This is a genomic window from Catenulispora rubra, from assembly GCF_015356825.1.
Lineage (GTDB): Bacteria > Actinomycetota > Actinomycetes > Streptomycetales > Catenulisporaceae > Catenulispora > Catenulispora rubra.
The window spans coordinates 1-22192 of the sequence record NZ_JAACYW010000197.1; the positions used below are offsets into that span (position 1 = coordinate 1).

Annotated in this window: 18 protein-coding genes; 10 read left to right on the forward strand and 8 right to left on the reverse strand. The window is 72.0% G+C overall.

All coding sequences use genetic code 11. The features are described from left to right. Positions 1-1137 (reverse strand): type VII secretion protein EccB (eccB, locus tag GWK61_RS37280; protein WP_194916415.1); only part of this gene is annotated, 1137 nt, incomplete at its 3' end. Positions 1138-1373: 236 nt separating this feature from the next. On the opposite strand from eccB, the gene GWK61_RS37285 reads away from it, so the two are divergent. Continuing rightward, positions 1374-2888, forward strand: a complete 1515-nt coding sequence (locus GWK61_RS37285) for a type VII secretion protein EccE (protein ID WP_194916416.1) — start codon at positions 1374-1376, stop codon at positions 2886-2888. A 152-nt stretch (positions 2889-3040) separates the two neighbouring features. Here the strand turns inward: GWK61_RS37285 and eccD are convergent, their stop codons facing one another. Genes eccD through GWK61_RS37300 form a run of 3 tightly spaced genes read right to left on the reverse strand, consistent with a single transcriptional unit; the run spans position 3041 to position 6187 of the window. Then, on the reverse strand, positions 3041-4492 hold the full coding sequence (gene eccD, locus GWK61_RS37290; protein WP_323747925.1) for a type VII secretion integral membrane protein EccD: 1452 nt from the start codon (positions 4490-4492) through the stop codon (positions 3041-3043). A 2-nt stretch (positions 4493-4494) separates the two neighbouring features. Continuing rightward, entirely contained in the window at positions 4495-4824 is a 330-nt protein-coding gene (locus GWK61_RS37295; protein ID WP_194916417.1) for a YbaB/EbfC family nucleoid-associated protein, read from the reverse strand. 43 nt (positions 4825-4867) lie between these two features. Continuing rightward, complete coding sequence (locus GWK61_RS37300) at positions 4868-6187, reverse strand: hypothetical protein (protein WP_194916418.1); 1320 nt, start codon at positions 6185-6187, stop codon at positions 4868-4870. A 184-nt stretch (positions 6188-6371) separates the two neighbouring features. On the opposite strand from GWK61_RS37300, the gene eccCa reads away from it, so the two are divergent. From eccCa to GWK61_RS37330, 6 genes are all read left to right on the forward strand, one after another. Then, positions 6372-10373 carry a type VII secretion protein EccCa gene (gene eccCa / locus GWK61_RS37305; RefSeq protein WP_194916419.1) on the forward strand — a complete coding sequence of 1334 codons (4002 nt, stop codon included), beginning with the start codon at positions 6372-6374 and terminating at the stop codon, positions 10371-10373. A 242-nt stretch (positions 10374-10615) separates the two neighbouring features. Then, positions 10616-10966, forward strand: coding sequence for a WXG100 family type VII secretion target (locus GWK61_RS37310; protein WP_323747926.1), 351 nt, complete (start codon positions 10616-10618; stop codon positions 10964-10966). Positions 10967-11006: 40 nt separating this feature from the next. Next, complete coding sequence (locus GWK61_RS37315) at positions 11007-11309, forward strand: WXG100 family type VII secretion target (RefSeq protein ID WP_194916420.1); 303 nt, start codon at positions 11007-11009, stop codon at positions 11307-11309. A gap of 139 nt (positions 11310-11448) precedes the next feature. Then, positions 11449-12213 carry a hypothetical protein gene (locus GWK61_RS37320; RefSeq protein ID WP_194916421.1) on the forward strand — a complete coding sequence of 255 codons (765 nt, stop codon included), beginning with the start codon at positions 11449-11451 and terminating at the stop codon, positions 12211-12213. Beyond that, positions 12210-13583 carry a WXG100 family type VII secretion target gene (locus GWK61_RS37325; protein ID WP_194916422.1) on the forward strand — a complete coding sequence of 458 codons (1374 nt, stop codon included), beginning with the start codon at positions 12210-12212 and terminating at the stop codon, positions 13581-13583. The genes GWK61_RS37320 and GWK61_RS37325 overlap by 4 nt, the downstream gene beginning before the upstream one ends. Positions 13584-13673: 90 nt before the next feature. Beyond that, positions 13674-14711 carry a hypothetical protein gene (locus GWK61_RS37330; protein WP_194916423.1) on the forward strand — a complete coding sequence of 346 codons (1038 nt, stop codon included), beginning with the start codon at positions 13674-13676 and terminating at the stop codon, positions 14709-14711. A gap of 773 nt (positions 14712-15484) precedes the next feature. On the opposite strand, the gene GWK61_RS37335 is transcribed toward GWK61_RS37330, so the two are convergent. Next, positions 15485-16945, reverse strand: a complete 1461-nt coding sequence (locus GWK61_RS37335) for an MFS transporter (protein ID WP_228563572.1) — start codon at positions 16943-16945, stop codon at positions 15485-15487. A 123-nt stretch (positions 16946-17068) separates the two neighbouring features. On the opposite strand from GWK61_RS37335, the gene GWK61_RS37340 reads away from it, so the two are divergent. Beyond that, positions 17069-18133 (forward strand): sigma-70 family RNA polymerase sigma factor, encoded by a 1065-nt coding sequence (locus GWK61_RS37340; RefSeq protein ID WP_228563573.1) that lies wholly within the window; start codon positions 17069-17071, stop codon positions 18131-18133. A 210-nt stretch (positions 18134-18343) separates the two neighbouring features. On the opposite strand, the gene GWK61_RS37345 is transcribed toward GWK61_RS37340, so the two are convergent. The 3 genes from GWK61_RS37345 to GWK61_RS37355 form a co-directional block, all read right to left on the reverse strand. Next, on the reverse strand, positions 18344-19600 hold the full coding sequence (locus GWK61_RS37345) for an RNA polymerase sigma factor (RefSeq protein ID WP_323747927.1): 1257 nt from the start codon (positions 19598-19600) through the stop codon (positions 18344-18346). Continuing rightward, positions 19597-19923 carry a YciI family protein gene (locus GWK61_RS37350; protein WP_194916425.1) on the reverse strand — a complete coding sequence of 109 codons (327 nt, stop codon included), beginning with the start codon at positions 19921-19923 and terminating at the stop codon, positions 19597-19599. The genes GWK61_RS37345 and GWK61_RS37350 overlap by 4 nt, the downstream gene beginning before the upstream one ends. A gap of 103 nt (positions 19924-20026) precedes the next feature. Then, positions 20027-20491 (reverse strand): dihydrofolate reductase family protein, encoded by a 465-nt coding sequence (locus GWK61_RS37355; RefSeq protein ID WP_228563574.1) that lies wholly within the window; start codon positions 20489-20491, stop codon positions 20027-20029. Positions 20492-20697: 206 nt separating this feature from the next. On the opposite strand from GWK61_RS37355, the gene dprE2 reads away from it, so the two are divergent. Together dprE2 and GWK61_RS37365 are read left to right on the forward strand one after the other, a co-directional pair. Then, complete coding sequence (dprE2, locus tag GWK61_RS37360) at positions 20698-21438, forward strand: decaprenylphospho-beta-D-erythro-pentofuranosid-2-ulose 2-reductase (protein ID WP_194916426.1); 741 nt, start codon at positions 20698-20700, stop codon at positions 21436-21438. 162 nt (positions 21439-21600) lie between these two features. After that, complete coding sequence (locus GWK61_RS37365; RefSeq protein ID WP_194916427.1) at positions 21601-22104, forward strand: low molecular weight protein-tyrosine-phosphatase; 504 nt, start codon at positions 21601-21603, stop codon at positions 22102-22104. Positions 22105-22192: the final 88 nt, after the last annotated feature.

Genomic DNA, 22192 nt, shown 5'->3' on the forward strand with positions numbered 1-22192 from the left:
GGGGAAGGCGATGCCGAGCGCGATCTCCGACGGGGAGGTGCCGTCGCCGGTGGCGCAGACCACGGTGCTGTTGCCCAGGGCGCCGACCGGGGCCGGGACGCCTGCCGGGTAGCCCTTGGCGTCGTCGCCGGCCGGGCTCGCGGACACCGCGGTGGCGTCGGAGACCGAGACCGGGCGGGGCGCCTGGGGTCCGTCGGTGTAGGCGGCGGCGTTGGCGTTGTTCGCCACGATCAGCGCCGCCTCGATCTGCGGGATCGGCTCCAGGCCGTCGGCGCGGACCAGGTAGTACAGCGTCTTGCCCGCCACCGCGTTGTTCACGGTGAGCACTTCGCCGACCTTGCGCCTGACGTTGCCGACGCGCGGTCCGGCGGCGCCGACCCCGGGGACCGCCATCAGCGCCAGGTCGCGGCCCGAGGGCACGGCGTTGAGCCAGGCGGCCGCGACCGGGAGGATCGAAGCGGCCTGATAGCCCAGGGCGGTCATCACGTTGTCGTCGGCGATCCGGTACTTCAGGCCGCCGGTGATCAGGTAGCGGTCGCCCTTCGGGGTCTGCACCAGCAGGCCGCGGCCGTCGGGGACGGGCACCAGGGTGCTCAGCGTCGCGGTGCCGTCGCCGGCGTGCGCCAGCAGCAGCGCGGCGACCGGGCCGGTCTCCTTGGGGATGTCCGAGGTCGCCCGCGAGCACGCCACCGGATCCGCGTCGCCGATCAGGTTGGTCGCGTCCGGGAGCATGTCAGGGGCGTTCGCTATGCCGAGCGTGGCGCCGCGCGGGGCGTTGCGGAGCAGTTTGGACTGCACCGAGACGGTCTTGACGCCGTTGGCCAGCAGGCGCGCCGAGGCCAGGTTGGTCACCGGGTGCAGCACGCCGCTGTTGTCCATGACGTAGCGGCCGCCGCCGTTCTGGTCCAGGATCACCAGGCCGGTGTGCTGCCAGTCTGGGGGCGGGCTGGGCGCCATCATCCCGGACACCCCGAAGCCGGCCGCCGTGAGCATCGTCGCCACGGCGCCCAGGACGGTGCCCATCACCAGCCGCCGGTGCGGCGGGGTCGGGTGGTTGGGGTCGGAGGTGACCAAGGCGGAGACCAGCCGCCGTCGGAGGAACTGGTACGCCTGGATCTGGTCCCGCTCAGTCCACACTGCGCGCCCCGGTATTTCTCGTGATCGGAAAATCGAGTGGCCCGCCGCGACGTTTTCCGCCATTGGAGTACGGCTGGAGCGCTGTACGAACCGGAGCCAGTATACGTATGATAAGCGGGCGCCAAAAGCATATGCGGGGGCCGGTTCGCGTCGATTTCCCGACGGCGTCTCCGGTGGGCGCCGACAGGCGTTTGTCGTCCGTTTTCCCGCCGGCTCGAAGAAATATGGTGTCCGCGATGAGCAGTCACGCCGCGCCGGCGGCCGAGATCATGGCTTCCGCTCCCCCGATCCCGACCGCCGTCTCCCCCGCGGCCGTGCCCGACCCGGCCACGGTGCCGCGCGGCGCGGCGGCCCTGGACTGGATCGCTCCGGTCCGCGGCTGGCAGACCGTGGCCTGGGAGGCCGCCGCGCTGGCCGCGGCCGCCGGGTACGGCCACTCCACCGCGACCGAGGCCACGGCCTACGCCGGCGCGGGCGCGCTGGTCGGGCTGACCTCCGTGCGCTTCCGCGGCCGGCATCTGGCGCAGTGGGCCGACACCCAGGGCCGCTACCGGTACCGCCGGGTCAACACGCGCCGCAAGAAGGACGGATCGGGCAGCGGCGCCGCCGAACCGCTGGCCGCACTGCTGCCCGATCTGGGCCTGGGCGAGTACGTGGACCGGGCCGGCAACCGGGTCGGCCTGGCGGCCACCGACGGCGGCTGGGTCTCCGCGGTGCGGCTGCGCACGACCGAGGACCCGCATGTCGGGACCCTGATCGAGGTGCTGAAGGCGGCCTACGCGGGCACCACGATCCCGCTGGCCAGCGCGCAGCTGGTGGTCTGGACGGCGGCGCCGCCCGAGGCCCCGCTCCAGACGCAGTCCCAGCAGGCGCTGCAGGCGCAGCAAGGGCAACAAGGACAGCTAGGGCGACAGAGCCAGCAGTCGTCGCGGCACGCCCTCTCCCCGGACCTGTCCGAGACTCAGAGCCTGGCGACCATGCCCACCCTGCCCAACCTGCCCAACCTGCCGTCGCCGGACCTCTCCGAGACGCAGAGCCTGACCGCCATGCCCTCCCCGGACCTGTCCGAGACCATGACCATGCAGGCCATCACCAGCGCCACCCCGCCGCCGGGACAGCAACCTGCGAAGCAGTCGGGAAAGCAGCCGGCGCAGCACTCCGGATCGGCATCGGCATCGCAAGGCTCGCAGTCCTCCCAGCAGCAGCACCAGCCGCAGCAGCTCGCCCCGATGCGCGTGACCTGGCTCGCCCTGCGCTACCGCCCGCGTCAGGCGCCGACCGCGGCCCTGGCCCGCGGCGGCGGCGAACTCGGCTCGGCGCGCGCCGTGGCCAGCGCCGCGCTGGGCCTGGTGGCCCGGCTGGACGAGGCCGGCTACGGCGCGGACGCGCTGGACCAGGCCGAGCTCGGCCAGGAGCTGATGGTCGCGCTGCACGGCGCGGACCCGGCCCCGCCGACGGTCCTGGAGACCTGGCGCGACTGGTCGGCCGGGGCGCTGCGGCAGATCTGCTACGAGCCGCACCGCGCGCTGGACCCGGCCGCGCTGCTCGGCCGCTGGACCCCGGGCGCGGCGTTCACCTGCGCCTCGTACACGCTGAGCCGGACCGCGCGCGGCCGGGTGCGCAGCGAGGCCGCGCTGCGGATCGCCGGCGTCGACGCCGAGAGCCTGCGGCCGCCGTTCCCGGCGATCCGGGCCAACGGCCGGCAGCAGGAGTTCGTGCTGCGGACCATGCCGCTGGCGATCCACCACTGAGATCATCCACCACTGACACCACTGAGAACCGACAGCGGAACACATCGGGCCCTGACCAGGACGACGTCCTGGTCAGGGCCCGATTTCGGCAGCCGCGCCGCCCGAAAGGCGCGGCCGCCGTGCCCCGTCTGTCAGTGTTCGAGGGTGGGTACTCAGTGCTGCTTGATGTGCCCGAGGTGCTGGTACACCCCGAGCGCGACCCCGGCGATCGGCAGCAGGGCCACCACGCTGAGGAACTCCGCGACGTCCATGAACCGGGTCCAGTACGGCGAGTGCCGGCCCTGCCCGGCGTGCCGGGCGTAGACGAAGCAGCCCAGGCCCGCCAGCGCCAGCACCGAGACCCCGGCCAGCAGCAGCGACTCCTCGTGCCGCACCACCAGCGAGCCGGCCAGCCAGGTCAGCGAGGCCAGGCCGCTGCCGACCAGCAGCACCCGCTGCACGGTGTCGGTGTAGGAGCGCGACCGCAGCATCCACACCACGCTCAGCAGGCTGACGAACACCACCGGCCAGGTCCCCGGCGCCTTCAGCGCCGAGACGGAGCCGGCGACGGCGGACAGGCCGAGCGCGGCCAGCAGGCCGGTGAGCATCCGCTGCGCGGTCGTGGTCTGGTTCAGCACGTCCGGGCCGAGCGTCGGCTCCTCGTTCTCGCGGAACGCGGTGATGTCCGAGGGCACCCGCGGCAGCGGCAGCCGCCCCAGGCGCATCGAGAGCATCGGCGCCCCGGCGGCCAGCGCCGTGGACAGCACGGCCAGCACCACGCCGGCGTGCGCCGCGGTGACGTCCGCCAGCCCGACCACCGCGGCCGTGGCGCCGCCGAGCGCGGCCGCCCCGGCCAGCGCGCCGAACCAGGCCGAGTAGTGCTTCACGGTGACGATCGCCGCCGCGCCGTAGGCGGCCAGGACGGCCAGCCCCAGCGCCGCCGAACCGCCGTGCAGCGGCAGCAGCCGGTGCGGCGGGGCCGCCGACAGACCGGCCAGCACCGCGCCGGGCAGACCCGCGGCCACGCACGCGATCGCGGCCCGCCGGTCGTGCACCACGCGCGCCAGCAGGCCGCCGGCCACCAGCAGCACGACCAGCGCGCCGCCGACCGCGGCGGGGGCCGCGACCTTGCCGGAGAGCAGGGCGAACAGCAGCGCCGTGGAGCCGGCCAGCGCCACCGCGCCGCCGGCCACGCCGACCCGGTGCGCGGTGCTCGGCCGCCAGGCGCCGTCGGAGTTCTCCGAGGCGCTGGCGATCGCGTCGATGACGTCGTCGAACAGCAGCGGCGCGCCCTGGCGCTCGCGCGGGACCAGGTAGAGCACGTCGCCGTCGCGCAGCCCGGAGGCCGCGACGGTGAGCTCCGGCGGCAGCGGCGAGCCGCCGAGCCGGGTCAGGACCCAGCCGGTGTGGCCGGGGCCGGTGTGCCGCTGCGCGTCGGAGAGCCGGACCAGCTCCGGGACCAGCTCGGCGAACGTGGCCTGCACCGGCAGCGCCACGTCGACCCGGGCCCGCGGACTCACCACGGTGGCGCGCCGGGCCCAGGTCATCCGGTTCGGCCCGGCCTCGCCGGCGGGCGCCGACGAGGTCATCGTCAGCGCGCCGCCGGCCGAGTGACTTCCCGCCACGGTCAGCTCCCCGGTGCGGACTGGGCCGCGTCGATCATCGGCTTGAACTTCTGGCTGCCGGCCTCGGCGACCCGCTGCAGGCCGTCGTTGACCGCCTCCTTGACCAGCTGGCCGAGCTCGTAGGCGTCGCTCTCGCGATACGCCTTCTCGTCGATGTCGACCGAGACGACCTGGCCGTTGCCGCGCACGGTCACCCGGACCTCGTCGTCCCGGCTGGCGCCGACGACCTCCATCACCTCCAGCTCACGCTGAATGCGCTCGATATCCGCTTGCTGGTCGCGAATACGCTCCATGAGCGCATTCACATTGGTCGAGAAGTCGATGCTTTCCATGGGCTATTCACTCCGCCTTCGCCACGGCCCGTTCTGTGAATTCTCAGGAAACGCCGGCCGAGATGTGCTCGTGCACCTGGCTGCCATTCGTCGGGTCCACGAGGGTGACATCCGTCTGCGTTCCGACCGGCATTGTCACGGTGGTGCTGACGCCGTCGTACGTGGTGGTGACGGTGATGTCGCCGGCCGGGGTGGTCGGCGTGGCCGGGGTGCTCGGGGTCGTCGGCGTGGTGGGGGTCGTCGGCGTGCTCGGCGTCGGGGTCGTGGGGTGCGCGACCACCGGGGTGTCGGAGTTGGCCGGCGGGTTGACCGCGTTCCAGCCGCTGTTCTGGCCGTTGCCCACCGACTGCTGCGGCGGGTACTGGTACTGGGCGTTGGTCGGGTACTGGCCCTGCGGGAACTGGTTCAGGTTCGGGATCTGGGTGTTGGGGATCTGGGTGTTCGGGAACTGACCGTTCGGGAACTGGCCGTTGGGGAGCTGGCCGTTCTGGGTCTGGTTCTGGCCCGGGATCGTCGCACCGTTGCCGACCGGCACCTGCGGCGGGGTGTACGGGACGCCGCCACCGCTGGGCATGCCGTTCTGCGCGCCGCCGTTCTGGAACTGCGTGCCGATGCCGCTGTTCATCTTCTGCTGGTACTGGCTCATCGTCTGCGCCAGCGACGGGTCCTGGCCGCCGCTGTTGGCCACGTTCTGGCCGGTGGTGCTGGCGATCTGCGGCGGGGCCTTCAGCTGGTTGTTGGAGCCGGTGCTGGACGGGCCGCTGAACGAGCCGGACGGCGGGACCTGGGTGCCGTGCGAGCCGGAGCCGATCAGCTTCTCGATGTCACCGATGATCTTGATGACCGCGGTGACCTCCTGCATCAGCTGGCCGCCGCCGAGCGCGGAGAGCATGGCCTCGATGCCGTTGATGAAGGCCCGCAGCGCGGCGCTGACCGAGGTGGACAGCGAGACCGCGGCCCAGTAGGTCCACCAGTTCGAGGCCAGCGCCTGGACCGTCGGGTTCACCGCGTTGACCACGGTCGTGTACCCGGTCTGGGCGGCCTTGATCAGGGTGCTGGAGGTGGTGAGCAGGTCCGAGGAGACCTGGATGACCTTGACGATCTGCTCGAAGGAGTTCAGGGTGTCCGTGAACTTCTTCGCCGCGGTCTCCGAGGCGTGCCCGCCCCAGGCCTTCTCCAGGGTCTGGGTCGCGGTCCGCGCCTGGTTGATCAGCGAGAGGAACTGCTCAGCCTGCTTGAGACGCTGGGCAACGAGCTTCTCGATGCTCTCCGGGGAGCCGGTCGCTATCTGGGCCACGAAGGTGCCGGGGCCGCCGCCCATCGCGGTGGCGTCCATAGCGCTGGAGTTCGGTATCACGAACATGTCGCACCGCCTGCCTGGTAGTCGGGGGTGGAAGTCACAAGGGTCGTCGATGATCGAGCTTCAGGCTAGAACGGCGGCCCGGAGCTGGTGGACGGCAAAAGTACCCACCTGTCCTTAGCCCCCGTGCCCGTACATTGAGCGCGCATGTTGAGGAACCAAGGATTGCGGGAGTGACCTAGCGGTGATGCCGACGACCCTGACCCCGCCCGCGCGAACCGACCGCCGGGGTGCGGGGTCGCCGAACGGGGAGATCCAGCTGCAGGCTCCGCCGGTCCTGGCCAAGGGCTCGGGCGCGGGACTCAACCAGCTGATGTTCATGCTGCCGATGATGCTCGGCATGGGCGCCATGTCGTTCTACTCGATGGGCGGCAAGGGCGGGGCGATGACGTATGTCTTCGGCGCCCTGTACGGCAGCACCATGATCGGCATGATCCTGATGTCGCTGACCCGCGGCAGCGCCCAGAAGAAGGCCCAGATCAACAACGAGCGCCGGGACTACCACCGGTACCTGGCGGCCCTGCGCGGCCAGGTGCGGGACGTGGCGGCGGCGCAGCGCGCGACGCTGACCGTCACCCGGCCGGAGCCGGCCGACCTGTGGCTGCGGGTGGCGCAGGGCCGGGCCTGGGAGCGGCGCCGTACCGACGACGACTTCGGGCACGCCCGGGTCGGCCGCGGGCCGCAGCGCCTGGCGACCCCGCTGCGCGCCCCGCAGACCGCCCCGCTGGAGGACCTGGACCCGGTGTCCTCGGCCTCGCTGCGGCAGTTCATCCGCACCTACATGACGGTGGCGGACCTGCCGGTGGCGCTGTCGCTGCGGGCGTTCGCCTCGGTCTCGGTCAGCGGCGACCGCGACACCACCGTGCCGTTGGTCCGGGCCCTGATAGCGCAGCTGACCACGTTCCACTCCCCGGAGGACCTGAAGATCGCGCTGTGCCTGGCCGACAACAGCCGCGCCACCTGGGACTGGACCAAGTGGCTGCCGCACGCGCAGGCGCAGCCGGCGAACTCCGACGCGGTCGGCCCGGCCCGGCTGGCCGCCGGCGACCTGGGGACTCTGGCCGAGCTGCTGGGCAGCGATCTGGGGACGCGGCCGTCGTTCGGCTCCGGGCGCGGGGCGAGCACGGACAACCCGCACCTGCTGGTGGTGGTGGACGGCGGCCGGACCTTCGGCGACACCACGCTGGCGCCGCTGTCCGGGCTGCAGGGCGTGACGATCATCGACCTGGCCGGCCCCGAGCCCTCCCCGATCGCCCGGCCGTACCAGGGCCGGCTGCACGTCGGCGGCGACCGCATGGGCATGGTCGTCGGCGAGGGCAAGGACCGGCACCTGGAGTTCCTGGGGAACCCGGACGTGATGGACGCCGCCACCGCCGAGGCGCTGGCCCGCCGGCTGGCCGGGGCCTACCAGGGCGCGCCGACCGCCGCGTCCTCCCCGATGTCGGCCAACTTCGGCCTGCCGGAGCTGCTGGGCATCGGCGACCCCGAGGAGCTGGACGTGGCCCGCACCTGGCTGCCGCGCTCGGCGCGGGACCGGCTGCGGGTGCCGATCGGCCTGGACCCGGAGGGCCGGCCGCTGGAGATGGACCTGAAGGAGGCGGCCGAGGACGGGATGGGGCCGCACGGCCTGGTGATCGGCGCGACCGGCTCCGGCAAGAGCGAGCTGCTGCGCACCCTGGTGGCCGGCCTGGTGGCGACCCACTCCTCCGAGACGCTGAACCTGGCGCTGGTCGACTTCAAGGGCGGCGCGACGTTCGCCGGCATGGCCGGGCTGCCGCACGTGTGCGCGGTCATCACCAACCTGTCCGAGGAGCTGACCCTGGTCGACCGCATGGCCGACGCCATCAACGGCGAGGTGCTGCGGCGCCAGGAGCTGCTGCGGGAGAAGGGCAACTACGCCTCGGTCCGCGACTACGAGCGGGCCCGCGACCGCGGGGCGGACCTGGAGCCGCTGCCGGCGCTGCTGGTCATCATCGACGAGTTCAGCGAGCTGCTGTCGAACCGGCCGGAGATGATCGACCTGTTCGTGATGATCGGCCGCCTGGGCCGGTCGCTGGCGATCCACCTGCTGCTGGCATCGCAGCGTCTTGAGGAGGGCCGACTGCGTGGACTGGACGCGCACCTGTCGTACCGGGTCGGTCTGCGCACGTTCTCGGCGGCCGAGAGCCGCGCGGTGCTCGGCGTGCCGGACGCCTACCACCTGCCGTCGGTCCCGGGGTCGGCGTATCTGAAGACGGACACCGAGACGCTGCTGCGGTTCAAGGCGGCCTACGTCTCGGGCCCCATGCCGGCGCGCCGCCCCGGCGGCTCCGGGAACGCGCACCGCCGGATCCTGCCGTTCACGCTGGAGCGGGTGGTCGACAACGCGGCCCCGCCGGTCGCCGCCGAGCCGGACCCGGCCGAGCTGCTGACCCCGGCGGCCGGCGGCGGCGGGCCGAGCATCATGGACGCGATGGTGGCCGCTCTGGTGGGCAAGGGCCCGGCGGCGCACCAGATCTGGCTGCCGCCGCTGGACGAGCCGGTGTCGCTGGACGCCATCCTGACCAACCTGGCCGTCGACCCGGCGCGCGGGCTGTGCCCGGCCGGCTGGGGCGGCCTGGGCCGGCTGACGGTGCCGCTGGCGTTGGTGGACAAGCCGTTCGAGCAGCGCCGGGACCTGCTGTGGGTGGACCTGTCGGGAGCCGCCGGGCACGCGATGATCATCGGCGGCCCGCAGAGCGGCAAGAGCACCATGGTCAGGACCCTGATCAGCTCGCTGGCGCTGACGCACACGCCGGAGGAGGTCCAGTTCTTCATCCTGGACACCGGCGGCGGCGCGCTGTCCTCGGTCAGCAGCCTGCCGCACGTCGGCGGGTACGCCACAAGGCGCGACGGCGAGCGCGTGCGCCGCATCGTCGGCGAGCTGACCGCGCTGCTGGCCGAGCGCGAGCAGCTGTTCGCGCAGGCCGCGGTGGACTCGGCGGCGGCGTTCCGGGCCCGGCGCGCGGAGCTGGCCGCCTACGCCCTGGACGGCCGGGCCTTCGGCGACGTTTTCCTGGTCATCGACGACTGGACCACGCTGCGCGCGGACTACGAGGCGCTGGAGGAGCCGATCACCGCGATCGCCCAGCGCGGCCTGGGCTTCGGCATCCACGTGATCATCACCAACGGCCGGGCGATGACCGTGCGCCCGGCCATGCGCGACATCATCGGCACCCGGCTGGAGCTGCGCCTGGGCGACCCCGGCGAATCGCTGATCGACCGCCGGGCGGCGAACAACGTCCCGGCCGGGCGGCCGGGGCGCGGCCTGACGCCGGACAAGCTGCACTTCCTGGCCGCGCTGCCGCGGATCGACGGCGGCACCTCCGCCGAGACCGTCGGCGCGGGCACCGCGGACCTGGTCCAGCGGATCGCCGCGGCCTGGACGGGACCGGCCGCACCGCAGGTCCGGATGCTCCCGGCGGAGATCGCTCCGGCCGATGTCCGGGCCCTGCTGCCGACGCCGCGCAAGGGCCGCGCCGTGCCGTTCGGGATCTCCGAGGCCGACCTGCAGCCGGTGTACGCGGACTTCGACGCCGACCCGCACTTCATCGCCTTCGGCGACGTGGAGAGCGGCAAGAGCGGCCTGATGCGCACCATCGCGGCCGGCATCATGGCCGACTACACCCCCGAGCAGGCCGCGATCGCGGTCATCGACTACCGGCGCGGGATGCTGGACGCCGTCACCGGCGACCACCTGCTCGGCTACGCCGCCGCCGAACCGGCGGCCGTGGACCTGGTCGGCAACCTCGCCGAGGCCATGCGCCGCCGGCTGCCGGGCCCGGAGGTCACCCCCGAGCAGCTGCGCGACCGCAGCTGGTGGCAGGGCCCGCACCTGTTCGTGCTCGTCGACGACTACGAGCTGGTCGCGATCCCGGGCCGCAACCCGCTGCAGCCGCTGCTGGAGTACCTGGCGCAGGCCCGCGACATCGGCCTGCACCTGGTGGTCGCGCGCGGCGCCGGAGGCGCCGGACGCGGCCTGTTCGAGCCGGTGCTGCAACGGATGCGTGAGCTCGGCTCCCCGGGCCTGGTGATGTCCGGGAGCAAGGACGAGGGGCCGCTGCTGGGCACCGTGAAGGCCGGGCCGCAGCCTCCCGGGCGCGGGATCCTGGTGCACCGGCGCTCGGCGCCGGGGCAGGCCCAGGTGGCGTGGACGCCGCCGGCCAAGTAGGCGGCAAGAGCAGAACTGAACAGGAACAGAAGGCGAATGAGCGGCGTGGTTCTGGCAGCGGATAAGAGTGCTGACGGTCCCGCGCCTCTCGCGTGGGTACTTGTGCCGTCGCTACGACCGGCAGTTGTGCCGTGTGGTGGTAGTGCACAGATTCCCTAACGTATCGGTTATCGGCCGGAGGAAGCTCCGGCCACCCCCGACCCACGGGTTCCCAGACAGCCAGACAGAAGGAGGTGGCCCTCGTGGCCGGTCCCGGTTTCTTGAGCGACGCCGCTGCGATGACGCAGGCGATCCAGGGTTTCACGGAGTGCGCCGCTAACGCGAAGAAGACCATGTCCGACCTGGAGAACGACCTGACCTCGACCCTGGCCCAGTACCAGGGCAGCCAGGCCATCGCCTTCTGGAACCTGCACACGGAGCTGCAGGAGCAGATGACGGTCGCCTCGCGCGAGATCGACGTCATGTCGGACCTGGTCAACAAGAGCTTCCAGAACTACGGCGCGGGCGACCAGCAGGTGTCCGACACGCTGCGTCAGGTGGCGAGCAGCGCCGGCAACAGCAACAGCGTCCTGTCCCGCCTCGGCGGCGTCTGATCTTCCACCACCGACCGACACCAGAAGGGATCTCACAGACATGACCGCCGATCAGATCAGCGTGAACTTCGGTGCGCTGCAGTCCAGCGCCGGCTCGCTGTCCGCGAAGGCCGCCGCACTCACCTCCTACCTGGAGGAGCTGCTGCGCACGCTCCAGCCGATGAAGCAGACCTGGGTGGAGTCCGGCTCCTCCGCGGGTGTCGCGGCCGACCAGGCCGAGACCAAGCTGCGCGCGGCGACGAACGACATCATCGCCACCATCAACCAGTTCTCGGCCAAGGTGAACGAGGCCCACGACCTGCAGTACTCGCTGGAGAACCAGAACGCGAGCTACTTCGCCTGACCGGACCGCCGTCGGGCACGGCGCACCCCCCAACCCCGGCGGGACCCCCCCTCCCGTCGGCCGTGCCCACGGCTCCGGCCGCCTCGGCGGCCGGGTCCGGGCCCACCAGCCCCGACGAATCCACCAGGAGCTGTGAGCGATGTCCGAGCCCTCGCCCGAACAGTCCTTCTCCATCCACCTGAAGTCGCTGACTGATTTCGCCGACGAGTTCACGACGCAGATCCAGAGCCTTCAGGCCCCGATGGACCACCTCGCCGCCATGTCCTCGACGCCGCCGCAGTACGGCGCCTTCCACGAGGCCTGGTCCCTGGGTGCCGGCGAACAGGCCGCCATCGAGGAGATGTCCAACCTGCTCGGGCAGGTCAAACAGGCGATCGCGTTCGCCGGCGACGTCACCGGCACAGTGGCCGACGGCTATCGCAACGCCGACGAGGGCATCGCCTACGCCCTCGGCGGCCCGCCGCAGAACACGTACGGCGGCGGCCCCGTCTCCAACCAGTGGGGCGGCGGGGACCAGTACGGCGGCCAGAACCAGAACCACCAGTACCCGTACAGCGACCCGACGCAGAACAACCAGGGCAACCAGGTCAACGCCACTCCGGTGTCGACGCAGACCAACCCGAACTGGGTCCCGAACCAGAACACCAGCGGACCCTTCCCCGGCACGCCCCTGACGGCGGTGCCGGTCGCCGGCGCGTTGCTGGGCGGTGCGCTGCTCGGCGTCGCCGGCAAGTCCAAGGCGAACCAGCCGCCGGCCACGAACACCTCCGGCGGCGCGGGTTTCGACGACTCCTTCGACAGCGGCTCTGATTCCTCGCTGTGGACGCCGCCGCCGGCCCCGAGCCAGGACGCCCCCTGGACCGCCACCTTCCCCGGCTCCCCGCAAGGAGGAACGCGTCCGTGACCACGTCTCCGACTTCCGACGGAGTCACCGACTTCAACCAGTACACGCTGCCGCAGCTGTCGCAGATGCTGTTCGAGAGCGACCCGGCCTCCGGCACCACCCAGGCCCAGACCTGGGACGCCACCGGCAAGATGCTGCACGAGCAGGCCTCGAACCTGGAGGGCCGGCTGCGGCACTTCGACGGGGAGTGGACCGGTACCGCCTCCGATGAGTACAAGCGGATGGTGAACGACCTGGTCACCGGCCTGCGCAAGGTCGCCGACACCTCGCTGCAGATGCGGGACCTGACCTTCGACGCGGTCGACTCGCTGACCGCGGCGCGGGCGGCGATGCCGGCCCCGGTCGACGTGCCGGTGGTCCCGCCGACCACGCTGGCGCTGGCCACCACCCCGCTGCCGATCGACGCCACCACCTCGCCGGCCGCGGCCGCGCAGATGCAGGCCGACCAGGCCCGCGCGGTGTCGGCGGTGCAGGCGCAGCAGGCCGCGGTCAGCGCCTCCAGCGCCGCGCACGCGCAGGCGGTGGCGGTGATGCGGACCCTGGCCGACAGCTACGTGGTCGCCCAGAACCGCTTCCCCCCGACCCCCGGCGGCGCCACGCCGTCGGTGAACGGCACCGGCCCGGGCAACGGGCTCGGGCCCGACTCCCCGCCGGTGCTGCTGAACGGCAACGGCGTCCCGATCCTGCTGACCGACACCAAGACCGGCACCCAGAACCAGATTCCGGGGCAGCCGACGGCGCCCGGCCAGCAGAACCAGGGCTCGCAATCGCTGTTCGGCGACATGTTCACGGTCGGCCTGGCGGCGGCCGCGGCGGCCGCCGGCGGCAAGTTCGCCACCTCCGGCACCGTCGGGCAGAACTGGATGCTCAGCGGGCAGAACAACAACCAGCTGAACACCGGCAACACCCCGATCACCGGCCGCCTGACGCCGGTCGCGAACCCGAACGGCTCGAAGGACGACGCGTCCAAGCACGCCGCGGTGGACACCGCAGGCGTCCTCGGCTCGCGCTACCTGGCCGGCAAGTTCGGCGGCGCCGGCGCGGGCGGCGGCGGCATCGGCGGCATCGGCCCGATCAAGGGCATCAGCGCGAACCCGTCCGCGGCCAGCGCGGCGGCCGACGCGGCGAGGAACCTCACCGCCACGGAAGCCCAGGTGGCCAACACCTTCGGCGGCGGCGTGCTGGGCGCCGGCGGCGCGGCGGCGGCCGCCGCGAGCCGCGGCGGAATGATGCCGATGATGCCGATGAGCGGTATGGCCGGGGGCGGCGGCGACGCCAACCGACGCATCCCGGCGTGGCTGGTCGAGACCGAGGACGTCTGGGGCGCCAGCGCCCCGGTCTCCCCCGGTGTCATCGGCGGCGATCTGTAGTCACGGCCGGTGGCCGCCGCCGAGGCGGCGGCCACCACCGCCGGATCCGTTCGCCGGCAGTCCTACTCACGACCTCGACAGGGAGCGTTCATGACCAGCCAGATCGGGAGCAGCTCGCTCCCGCCGTTCACCGTCTCCACGCCCGGAGTGCAGGCGGCGCTGTCCCAGCTCCAGTCCGTGACCGGGGGCTCGCACTCGGTCGTCGGCGAGATCGAGACCCTGGTCCTGGACATCATGAGCTTCGCCGGCATCGGCTCGGCCGTCGGCAGCGCCAACAACAGCCTGCACGGCCAGCTGACCGGCAGCCTGGGCAAGGTCGTCAGCTTCATCGAGACGCTCACCGGAGCGATCAACACGGTGCTGAAGGACTACAACGCCCTGGACCAGAAGACCGCCGACAGCTACAAGAGCCTGTCGCTCAACGGCAGCCAGACCAACGGACAGGCGCAGCCCGCCGCGCAGCACCCTGTCACCCCCGCGGCCACCCCGGCCCACACCCCGACCGTGCCGGCCGCGGCGGCCACGACCACCGCGGCCGGCACGCACCAGGCGCTGCCGAACGGCTTCGTCACAGGCCTGATGCACTCCGAAGGCGCCAGCGGCAACCAGGGCGGCGTCCCCGAGGTCTACGGCTTCCGCCAGAGCATGCACAACGGCTACGACCAGATCATGGCCGCCCGCAACCAGTACGGCCAGGGCAGCCCCGAGGAGCAGGCCGTCGTCGCGAACCTCCTCAGCCAGCACGCCGACCAGGCAGGCGCCCAGGACTTCACCGACCCCGGCATCCGCGCCGCCATCGCCTCCAGCGCCCACATGCGCGGCATCGGCGGCACCCGCGCGATCCTGAACTCCATGGCCAGCGGCGACACCCCGGTGACCTCAGCCCGCTCAGTCACGGCGGACAACATGGCAGCCCTCCAGCAGCTGACCCCGGACCAGTTCCAGCAGCAGTTCCACGACGCCCGCATCAACTACGACCAGACCATCTACGGCGGCACGCACACCACCGTGCACGGCCAGCGGATGACCTTCTGGGACGCCTACGGCCACGGACTGACCACACGCTACGACCGCGAGATGAACCAGTACGAAGGATATTCGCAGGCTGCGCAGGGCAACGGGCAGTAAGGGGCTATCGCCCTCGCCTCTGCGCGGGCGCACGGCGCGGGTATCGCCGATGTCGCCGCTGGTTGTGGCCGGTCCGGGGGTTCGGACCGGCCACAACCGTGTTCCGGTGCCGCCAGGCGGACCGGGCACGTCGTTCGTGGGTCCGACCGGACCATGCGGGGTGTTGGTTCTGGGTCCCTCGCCGCGTCAGCGGGCGCAGCCAACCTGCCCGGTTTGGCGGTGTCAAGCCGGACGGAGCTGGACCACAGCAGCAGGGGTGCGGCTTGATTCCGCCAAACCGGGCTGGTTCCGTTTACGGCGATGACGCGGCGAGGGACCCAGAACCTCGGCGACCACAAGCAGCACCGCCAGCAGGCAGCGCAGCGCAGGCAACAGCGTGATAGAAAGCCGAACAGTCGCGGACCGGCGGCATCAAGCAGGTCGCGCGGGTCGCCCCCTCGTCGAGGAGGCCCGCCAGAGGCCTCAACGCACCCACCAAACGCGGCAGACGGCCGCCCACATGACGTGTGCGCAGTGACTCGAACTCATGCGTGGTCTTGCACGCGAAAACCACCACCCGCCAACGCGTCATGCACAGACTTGGACCTGTGCGCGGTCGTGTTCGCGAAGACCGGCGGCCGCCAGCGCAACCCGCGACGCTCAACCGAACTGCGTCCCCTGCGAGGCCATCCAACCATTGGCGAAGCCGTAAAAATCGCCTGTAAAACCACAGACCAACCGCACACCGAGCAGCGCACCCAGCCCGCTGCCCGGCACCAACCCCACCACTGACGTCAGCGCACTGCGACAGCTTCCGGCTCCGTAGCCGCAACCGACGCCGACGCCGCACCGGCACCCGCGCGCCCCAACTTCGGCAGCAGCAACCCCGCCGCAGCGCCGACGGCCGCAAGCACGGCCGCAGTCTCCATCGCCGCCGTGAATCCGTGCGTAAAGCTCCCCACCGTCGCATAGCTCCCCGACCCCGCGAACACCGCGACAGCCACCGCCGTCCCGAACAGCGCCCCGAACTGCCGCAGCATGCTGAACGCCCCCGAAGCCTGCCCGATCTGCTCCGGCCGCACCGCGCTCACCACCGCCTTCTGCGTCGGCGGGATCGCCGTCGACACCCCCGCACCGCTGGCGATCAGCGCCGGCACCATCGCCCCGTAGCCGACGTGCCGCCCCGCGAGCACGCCGATCGCCGCCAGCCCCAGCGCCTGCAGCGTCAGCCCGCCGGCCACCAGCCGCCGCTCGCCGAACCGGTCCGCCAGCCTCCCCGACAGCGGACCGAACACCAGCAACGTCGCCGTGAACGGCATCATCCGGACCCCCGCGCCGAACGGACCGTAGTGCAGGACGGTCTGGTAGTACTGCGCCAGGAAGTACAGCTGCGCGTACATCGAGGCGGTCATCGTGAAGCTCGCGACGTTGCCCGCCGAGAACGCCCGCGCCTTGAAGAAGCCCATCGGGACCATCGGCGCCGGTGAACGCCGCTCCCAGAGCACGAAGCCGACCGTCAGCACCACCCCGACCGCCAGCGCCCCCAGCGTCTCGGCCGAGAGCCAGCCCGCGTCGTTCCCCCGCACCAGCGCCCACACCAGGCCGAACACGCCGCCGGTGGTGAGCCCGACGCCGACCAGGTCCAGCCGCGCCTGCGGGCCGCGCGACTCGCTCATCTTCAGCAGCACCCCGGCCATGACCAGCACCCCGACCGGGACGTTGACCCAGAACAGCCACTGCCACGCCAGCCCCTGCGCCACCACGCCGCCGACGAACGGCCCGCCGGCCGTGGCCAGGCCGATGATGCCGGCCGACACGCCCATCGCGCGGCCCCGCTCCCGGGGCGGGAACGCCGCCCCGAGCTGCGCGATGGCCAGCGGCATGATGACCGCCGCGCCCACGCCCTGCACGGCGCGCGCCGTGATCAGCTCCGTGACGGTCGAGGACAGGCCGCAGGCAGCCGAGGCCGCGGTGAACAGCGCCAGGCCCGCGACGAACACCCGGCGCCGGCCGAATCGGTCGCCGAGTGCCGAGGCGGTCAGCATCAGCACGGCGAAGGTGAGGATGTAGGCGCTGACGGTCCACTCCAGCGCCTCGACGGAGGTGTGCAGGGATCTTCGGATGGTGGTCAGCGCCGTGGTGACGATGGTGCCGTCCAGCGCGATCATGAAGGCGGCCAGCGAGGTCAGCGCCAGAACCCAGCGCTGCGCGGCCGTCATCGGCGGCTTCCGGTCTGTGTCCACTGTGGTAGTCATGCCGGTTCTGACCCCCGCCGCGGCCCGGATTGGTCGCGTGCGGCGCGCCCACTTTCGGCGTCCGGCCAAGTCGGTACCGCCGAGGGCATGAACGTGCCAGTCTTGAGGCGCCGGGAGAGTGCGATGACCATGGTGACGAACCAAGCGACGGCGGGGAGCGACATGCGGGTCGAGGAGGACTTCGTCCGGCTGGCCGACCCCTTCCGTCCGGAGATCCTCGCGCACTGCTACCGCATGCTGGGCTCCATCCACGACGCCGAGGACCTGGTCCAGGAGACGTACCTGCGGGCCTGGCGCTCCTTCGAGGGCTTCGAGGGCCGCGCCTCGCTGCGCACCTGGCTGTACCGCATCGCGACCAACGCCTGCCTGACCGCCCTGGAGCACCGCGCGCGCCGTCCCCTGCCGGCCGGCATCGGCGCCCCGCACACCGACCCCGAGGGCGACCTGAGCCCGATCCCGCCGGAGATCACCTGGCTGCAGCCGTTCCCGGACGCGGTCCTGACGACCGGCACGCCGGGCGTCACCGGTGTCGCCGGCATCTCCGCCACGGCCGGCGCGGACCCGGCCTCGGTCGTCGCCGCCCGCGCGGGCCTGCGCCTGGCCCTGGTCGCGGCGCTGCAGTACCTCCCGCCCCGGCAGCGCGCCGTGCTGATCCTGCGCGACGTCCTCGGCTGGCGCGCCGCAGAGGTGGCGGCGCTGCTGGAACTCACGGTGACGGCGGTGAACAGCCTGCTCAAGCGGGCCCGCGCCCGGCTGGCGGACGTGGCCCCGGACGTCGAAGAGGTCGCCGAGCCGACCGAAGCCGAGCAGCGCGTGATCCTGGACCGCTGGGCCCGGGCGTTCGTGGAGGCCGACGTCGACACCCTGATGGAGCTGCTGACCGAGGACGCGATCTACGAGATGCCGCCGCAGCCGATGTGGTTCCAGGGCGCGGCGATGGTGCGCCGGCTGCTGAGCTACCGCCTCGGCATGCACGGCAAGTACCGCAAGATGATCCCGATCGTCGCCAACGGCCAGCCGGCCTTCGCGGTGTACTCCGGCGGCGACGACCGCATCCTGACCGCGGAGTCGGTGCAGGTGCTGACCATGCGCGGCGGCCGGATCGCGCGGGTGTCGATGTTCCGGACGCCGGGGCTGGTGGCGGTGGCGGGGCTGGCGATGGAGCTGGAGCTGGAGCTGGAGGACTGAAGCTGGTGGTGCTGACCGGGAACTCGCCGATCGATGAGATTCTGGCCGCGCCATAGCTGGACGGGATCAGGGGCTGCCTGATCGCGGGCAGGCCAGCAGGCTGGCGAGCTGATGAACCAGCTGGCTTTGGAGCTTGCGCAGGTCAGCGGGCCCGCGAGCTGATCGGCCGGCGCGCCGGCTGCTGACTGGCGATCGGCATGGCGCCAGGCATCAGCCGGCCAACTGATCCCGCCGCCGCACCAGATAAGCCGTCTCCGCAGTGTTCCCCGCCAGCTCGATCGCCCGGTCGTAAGCCGCCCGCGACTCCCCGCTCCGTCCCACCCGCCGGAGCAGGTCGGCGCGCGCTGCGTGGTAGGCGTGGTAGCCCTCTAGGCGCTCGGCGAGCCGGTCGACCGCGGCCAGCCCGACTTCCGGGCCGTCGACCTCGGCCACCGCGATCGCGCGGTTCAACGTGACGATCGGCGAGGGATCCAAGCGTGCCAGTTGGTCGTAGAGCGCCACGACCTGCGTCCAGTCCGTGTCCCGGACGTCGCGCGCAGAGGTGTGCACCGCGTTGATCGCCGCGAGGATCTGGTAGCGGCCCGGGGCCTTGCCGCTGGCCAGGCGTTCGCGCACCAGCTGGTGCCCCTCGGCGATCAGCGCTCGGTCCCACGCGCCGCGGTCCTGCTCGTCCAGCGAGACCAGCTCGCCGGTGCCGGAGACGCGGGCGGTGCGGCGGGCCTCGATGAGCAGCATCAGGGCCAGCAGCCCGGCCGCCTCGCCGTCCTGCGGGAGCAGGGTGCGGATCAGGCGCGTCAGCCGGATCGCCTCGGCGGTCAGCTCGTGGCGGACGGGATCGGTGTCCGGGCCGGTCGCCAGATAGCCCTCGTTGAAGACCAGGAACAGCACCGACAGCACTCCCGACACCCGGGCCGGCAAGTCCTCCTCCGACGGCACGCGGTACGGGATGCGCGCCGCCTTGATCTTCGCCTTCGCGCGGGTGATCCGCTGCCCCATCGCGGTCTCCTGCACCAGGAAGCCGCGCGCGATCTCCGCGACGGTCAGGCCGCCGACCATGCGCAGCGTCAGCGCGACGCGGGTCTCCTCGGCGAGCGCCGGGTGGCAGCAGGTGAAGATCAGGCGGAGCCGTTCGTCGTCGATCGCGCCCAGCGGCTCGGGTGCATCATCGTGCGCCAGTATCTGAGCCATCTGAGCCTCCCGCTGCTTGTCGCCCCGCTTGCTCTCGCGGCGGATCCGGTCGATGGCCTTGCGCTGCGCGGTGGTGGTCAACCAGCCGCCGGGGTTCGGCGGCACGCCCTCGGCCGGCCAGTGCTCGACCGCCGCCGCGAACGCCTCGGCCGCCGCCTCCTCGGCGACGTCGAGGTCCCCGAAGCGCCTGGCCATGGTCGCGACCACCCGCGCCCACTCCTCGTGGTGCGCGCGGGTGATGGCCTCGCTGACATCAGCAACGCTGTCGGTCCCGTTCACAGGAACGGCCGCACCTCGACCCGCCGGTTGCACGCCTTCGACCCCTCGGCGGCGAGCTTGAGCGCCACGTCGAGGTCCTCCGCCTCGATGATCCAGAACCCGGCCAGGAACTCCTTCGACTCGACATAAGGCCCGTCGGTGAAGATCGGCGCCCCCGCACCCCGGTTGTCGATCACCGTCGCGCTCACCGGCTCGCCGAGCCCGCCGGCGAAAACCCAGTGCCCGTCGGCGATCAGCTTCGCGTTGAACACGTCGATCGCCGCGTCCTCCTCCTCGGTGGCCCGCCCCGGAGCATCGAAGAGCACGGAAACCAGATACTGCATCTCAGACCAACTCCTGTACGTCGCCGGCGCCCCTCATAGGCCGCCGCTCACCTGTACCACGAACACCACCGCCCCGATCCGACAACGGACCGGAGGATTCTTTTCAAGCGTCCACGCCGACCACGTCCCGCGTGTACTCCGGACGCCCACCCAGCCGGTACACCAGCAGCGTGATCCCCTTCGGGTACACATGCGACTCGACCAGCTCCAGCGCCATGTCCAGCCCGCGTTCCGGGAACAGCCGCGCACCGTCGCCGACGACCACCGGGCACACCAGCAGGTTCAGCTCGTCGACCAGCCGGTGCTCCAGCAGCCACCGGGCCAGCTCGCCGCTGCCGTGCAGCTGGAGCTCGCCGCCGGGCCGGGCCTTCAGCTCCCGCACCGCCGCCGCCAAATCGGAGCCCAGAACCGTGGTGTCCGCCCACACCGGACCGGTGAGCGTCGTGGAAGCCACGTACTTGCGCCGACTGTTCAGTGCCGCCGCGATGGGACTGGCCTCGTTCGCCATCGCTCCCCAATACGAGGCGAACACGTCGGCACGCTGATAGAACTCGTCGACATACGCCATCGGCTCACTGTCGAACAGCGGCCGGGCCCGCCCACGCGCTCGGACCCAGTCCTGCAGTCGAGCTCGTGCAGTCCGCCGTTGCCCTGCAGCACGCCGTTGACGGGCATCTGGATCATGGTCGTGCGCTTCTCTCACCCTTTCCACGAACGGCCGCACCCCGATCCGACACGCACCTGGCAGACTGAGCGACCGTGAATCCGGGTGCGATGACAGAAGGCGCCGTGCTCCTGCTCGGCGGACGCAGCGAGATCGGGCTGAAGGTGGCCGAGCGGCTGGCCGCCGGCCGCACGGTGGTCCTGGCCGCGCGGCGCAGCGACGAGCTGGCGGCCGAGGAGGCGCGGCTGGGCTCGGCCGGGGCCCGCGAGATCCACCGCGTCGAGTTCGACGCCGACGAGGTCGCCGCGCATCCGGAGCTGCTGACCAAGATCTTTGCCGACGCCGGGCCGGTCGGCGTCGTCGTGGTCGCTTTCGGCATCCTCGGCGACCAGGAGCTCGCCGAGCGCGATCCGGCGCACGCGATCCAGGTCGTGCACACCGACTACGTCGCCCAGATCAGCGTCCTGACCGTGCTGGCCACCCTGCTCCAGGCTCAGGGCCACGGCGATCTGGTCGTCTTCTCGTCGGTCGCGGGCCTGCGCGTGCGCCGCGCGAACTACGTCTACGGCTCGGCCAAGGCCGGCCTGGACGGCTTCGCCAGCGGCCTCGGCGACCGGCTGCACGGCACCGGCGTCCACCTCCTGCTGGTCCGCTCCGGCTTCGTCATCGGCCGCATGACCGAGGGCATGAGCCCCGCGCCGCTGTCCAGCACGCCCGACCAGGTCGCCGACGCGGTGGTGAAAGCCCTGCGCAAGCGCCGTATCCGGGTCTGGGTTCCGGGCGCGCTGCGGCCCGCGTACTTCGTCGCGCGGCTCGTTCCGCAGGCCGTCTGGCGGAAGATGCCGAGGTAGTGCGGGAAGCGGCACTGCAGGGTACCTGAGCTGCCGCTTCACCGATTCATCGCTCAAGCACCCGATCCCGTCCCGAACCGGGCGTTCCAACCGTTCAGACTGTTCCGGCCGTTCCGGACCCCCGATTCCTCCCGGCGCCCGGAACCGGAGAGAATCGATCACATGTCCGACACCACTTCCCGCAGCCCGTACCGCGTGACCTTTGTCTGCACCGGCAACATCTGCCGCTCTCCCATGGCCGAGCACGTGTTGCGCAAGTACATCGAGGACGAGGCGCTGATGGCGATCGTCGACAGCTCCGGCACCGGCGGCTGGCACGCCGGGGACGCCGCCGACCGGCGCACGGTCCGTACCCTGCGGCGCCACGGCTTCACCTCCGACCACGCCGCCCGCAAGTTCCAGCGCGGCTGGTTCGACGACTACGACCTCGTCATCGCCCTGGACGCCGGCCACCTCCGGGAGCTGCGGGCCCTGGCACGCGACGAACAGGACCGGGACAAGATCCGACTCTTGCGCTCTTTCGACCCCTCGGCCGGCCCGGACCTGGACGTGCCGGACCCCTACTACGAGGACGACGAAGCCTTCGAGCACGTCCTGGACCTGGTCGAACGCGCCGTCCCGGGCATCCTGGACGAGATCCGGCGCGGGCTGAAGAACGCCGGCTGATCACAGGCCGCGGGCCACCGGATGTCGCGGCTCGTACAACCCGAGCCGGGTCCCGCTCGGCAGCGGAATCCCCGCCCGCACCCCCCAC

Excerpts from the sequence above, each read along its gene's own strand:
- GWK61_RS37285 (WP_194916416.1), top strand. The coding sequence starts at position 1,374 with ATGAGCAGTCACGCCGCGCCGGCGGCCGAGATCATGGCTTCCGCTCCC.
- GWK61_RS37295 (WP_194916417.1), bottom strand. The coding sequence starts at position 4,824 with ATGGAAAGCATCGACTTCTCGACCAATGTGAATGCGCTCATGGAGCGT.
- GWK61_RS37300 (WP_194916418.1), bottom strand. The coding sequence starts at position 6,187 with ATGTTCGTGATACCGAACTCCAGCGCTATGGACGCCACCGCGATGGGC.
- eccCa (WP_194916419.1), top strand. The coding sequence starts at position 6,372 with ATGCCGACGACCCTGACCCCGCCCGCGCGAACCGACCGCCGGGGTGCG.
- GWK61_RS37315 (WP_194916420.1), top strand. The coding sequence starts at position 11,007 with ATGACCGCCGATCAGATCAGCGTGAACTTCGGTGCGCTGCAGTCCAGC.
- GWK61_RS37320 (WP_194916421.1), top strand. The coding sequence starts at position 11,449 with ATGTCCGAGCCCTCGCCCGAACAGTCCTTCTCCATCCACCTGAAGTCG.
- GWK61_RS37330 (WP_194916423.1), top strand. The coding sequence starts at position 13,674 with ATGACCAGCCAGATCGGGAGCAGCTCGCTCCCGCCGTTCACCGTCTCC.
- GWK61_RS37335 (WP_228563572.1), bottom strand. The coding sequence starts at position 16,945 with ATGACTACCACAGTGGACACAGACCGGAAGCCGCCGATGACGGCCGCG.
- GWK61_RS37340 (WP_228563573.1), top strand. The coding sequence starts at position 17,069 with ATGACCATGGTGACGAACCAAGCGACGGCGGGGAGCGACATGCGGGTC.
- GWK61_RS37350 (WP_194916425.1), bottom strand. The coding sequence starts at position 19,923 with ATGCAGTATCTGGTTTCCGTGCTCTTCGATGCTCCGGGGCGGGCCACC.
- GWK61_RS37355 (WP_228563574.1), bottom strand. The coding sequence starts at position 20,491 with ATGGCGTATGTCGACGAGTTCTATCAGCGTGCCGACGTGTTCGCCTCG.
- dprE2 (WP_194916426.1), top strand. The coding sequence starts at position 20,698 with ATGACAGAAGGCGCCGTGCTCCTGCTCGGCGGACGCAGCGAGATCGGG.
- GWK61_RS37365 (WP_194916427.1), top strand. The coding sequence starts at position 21,601 with ATGTCCGACACCACTTCCCGCAGCCCGTACCGCGTGACCTTTGTCTGC.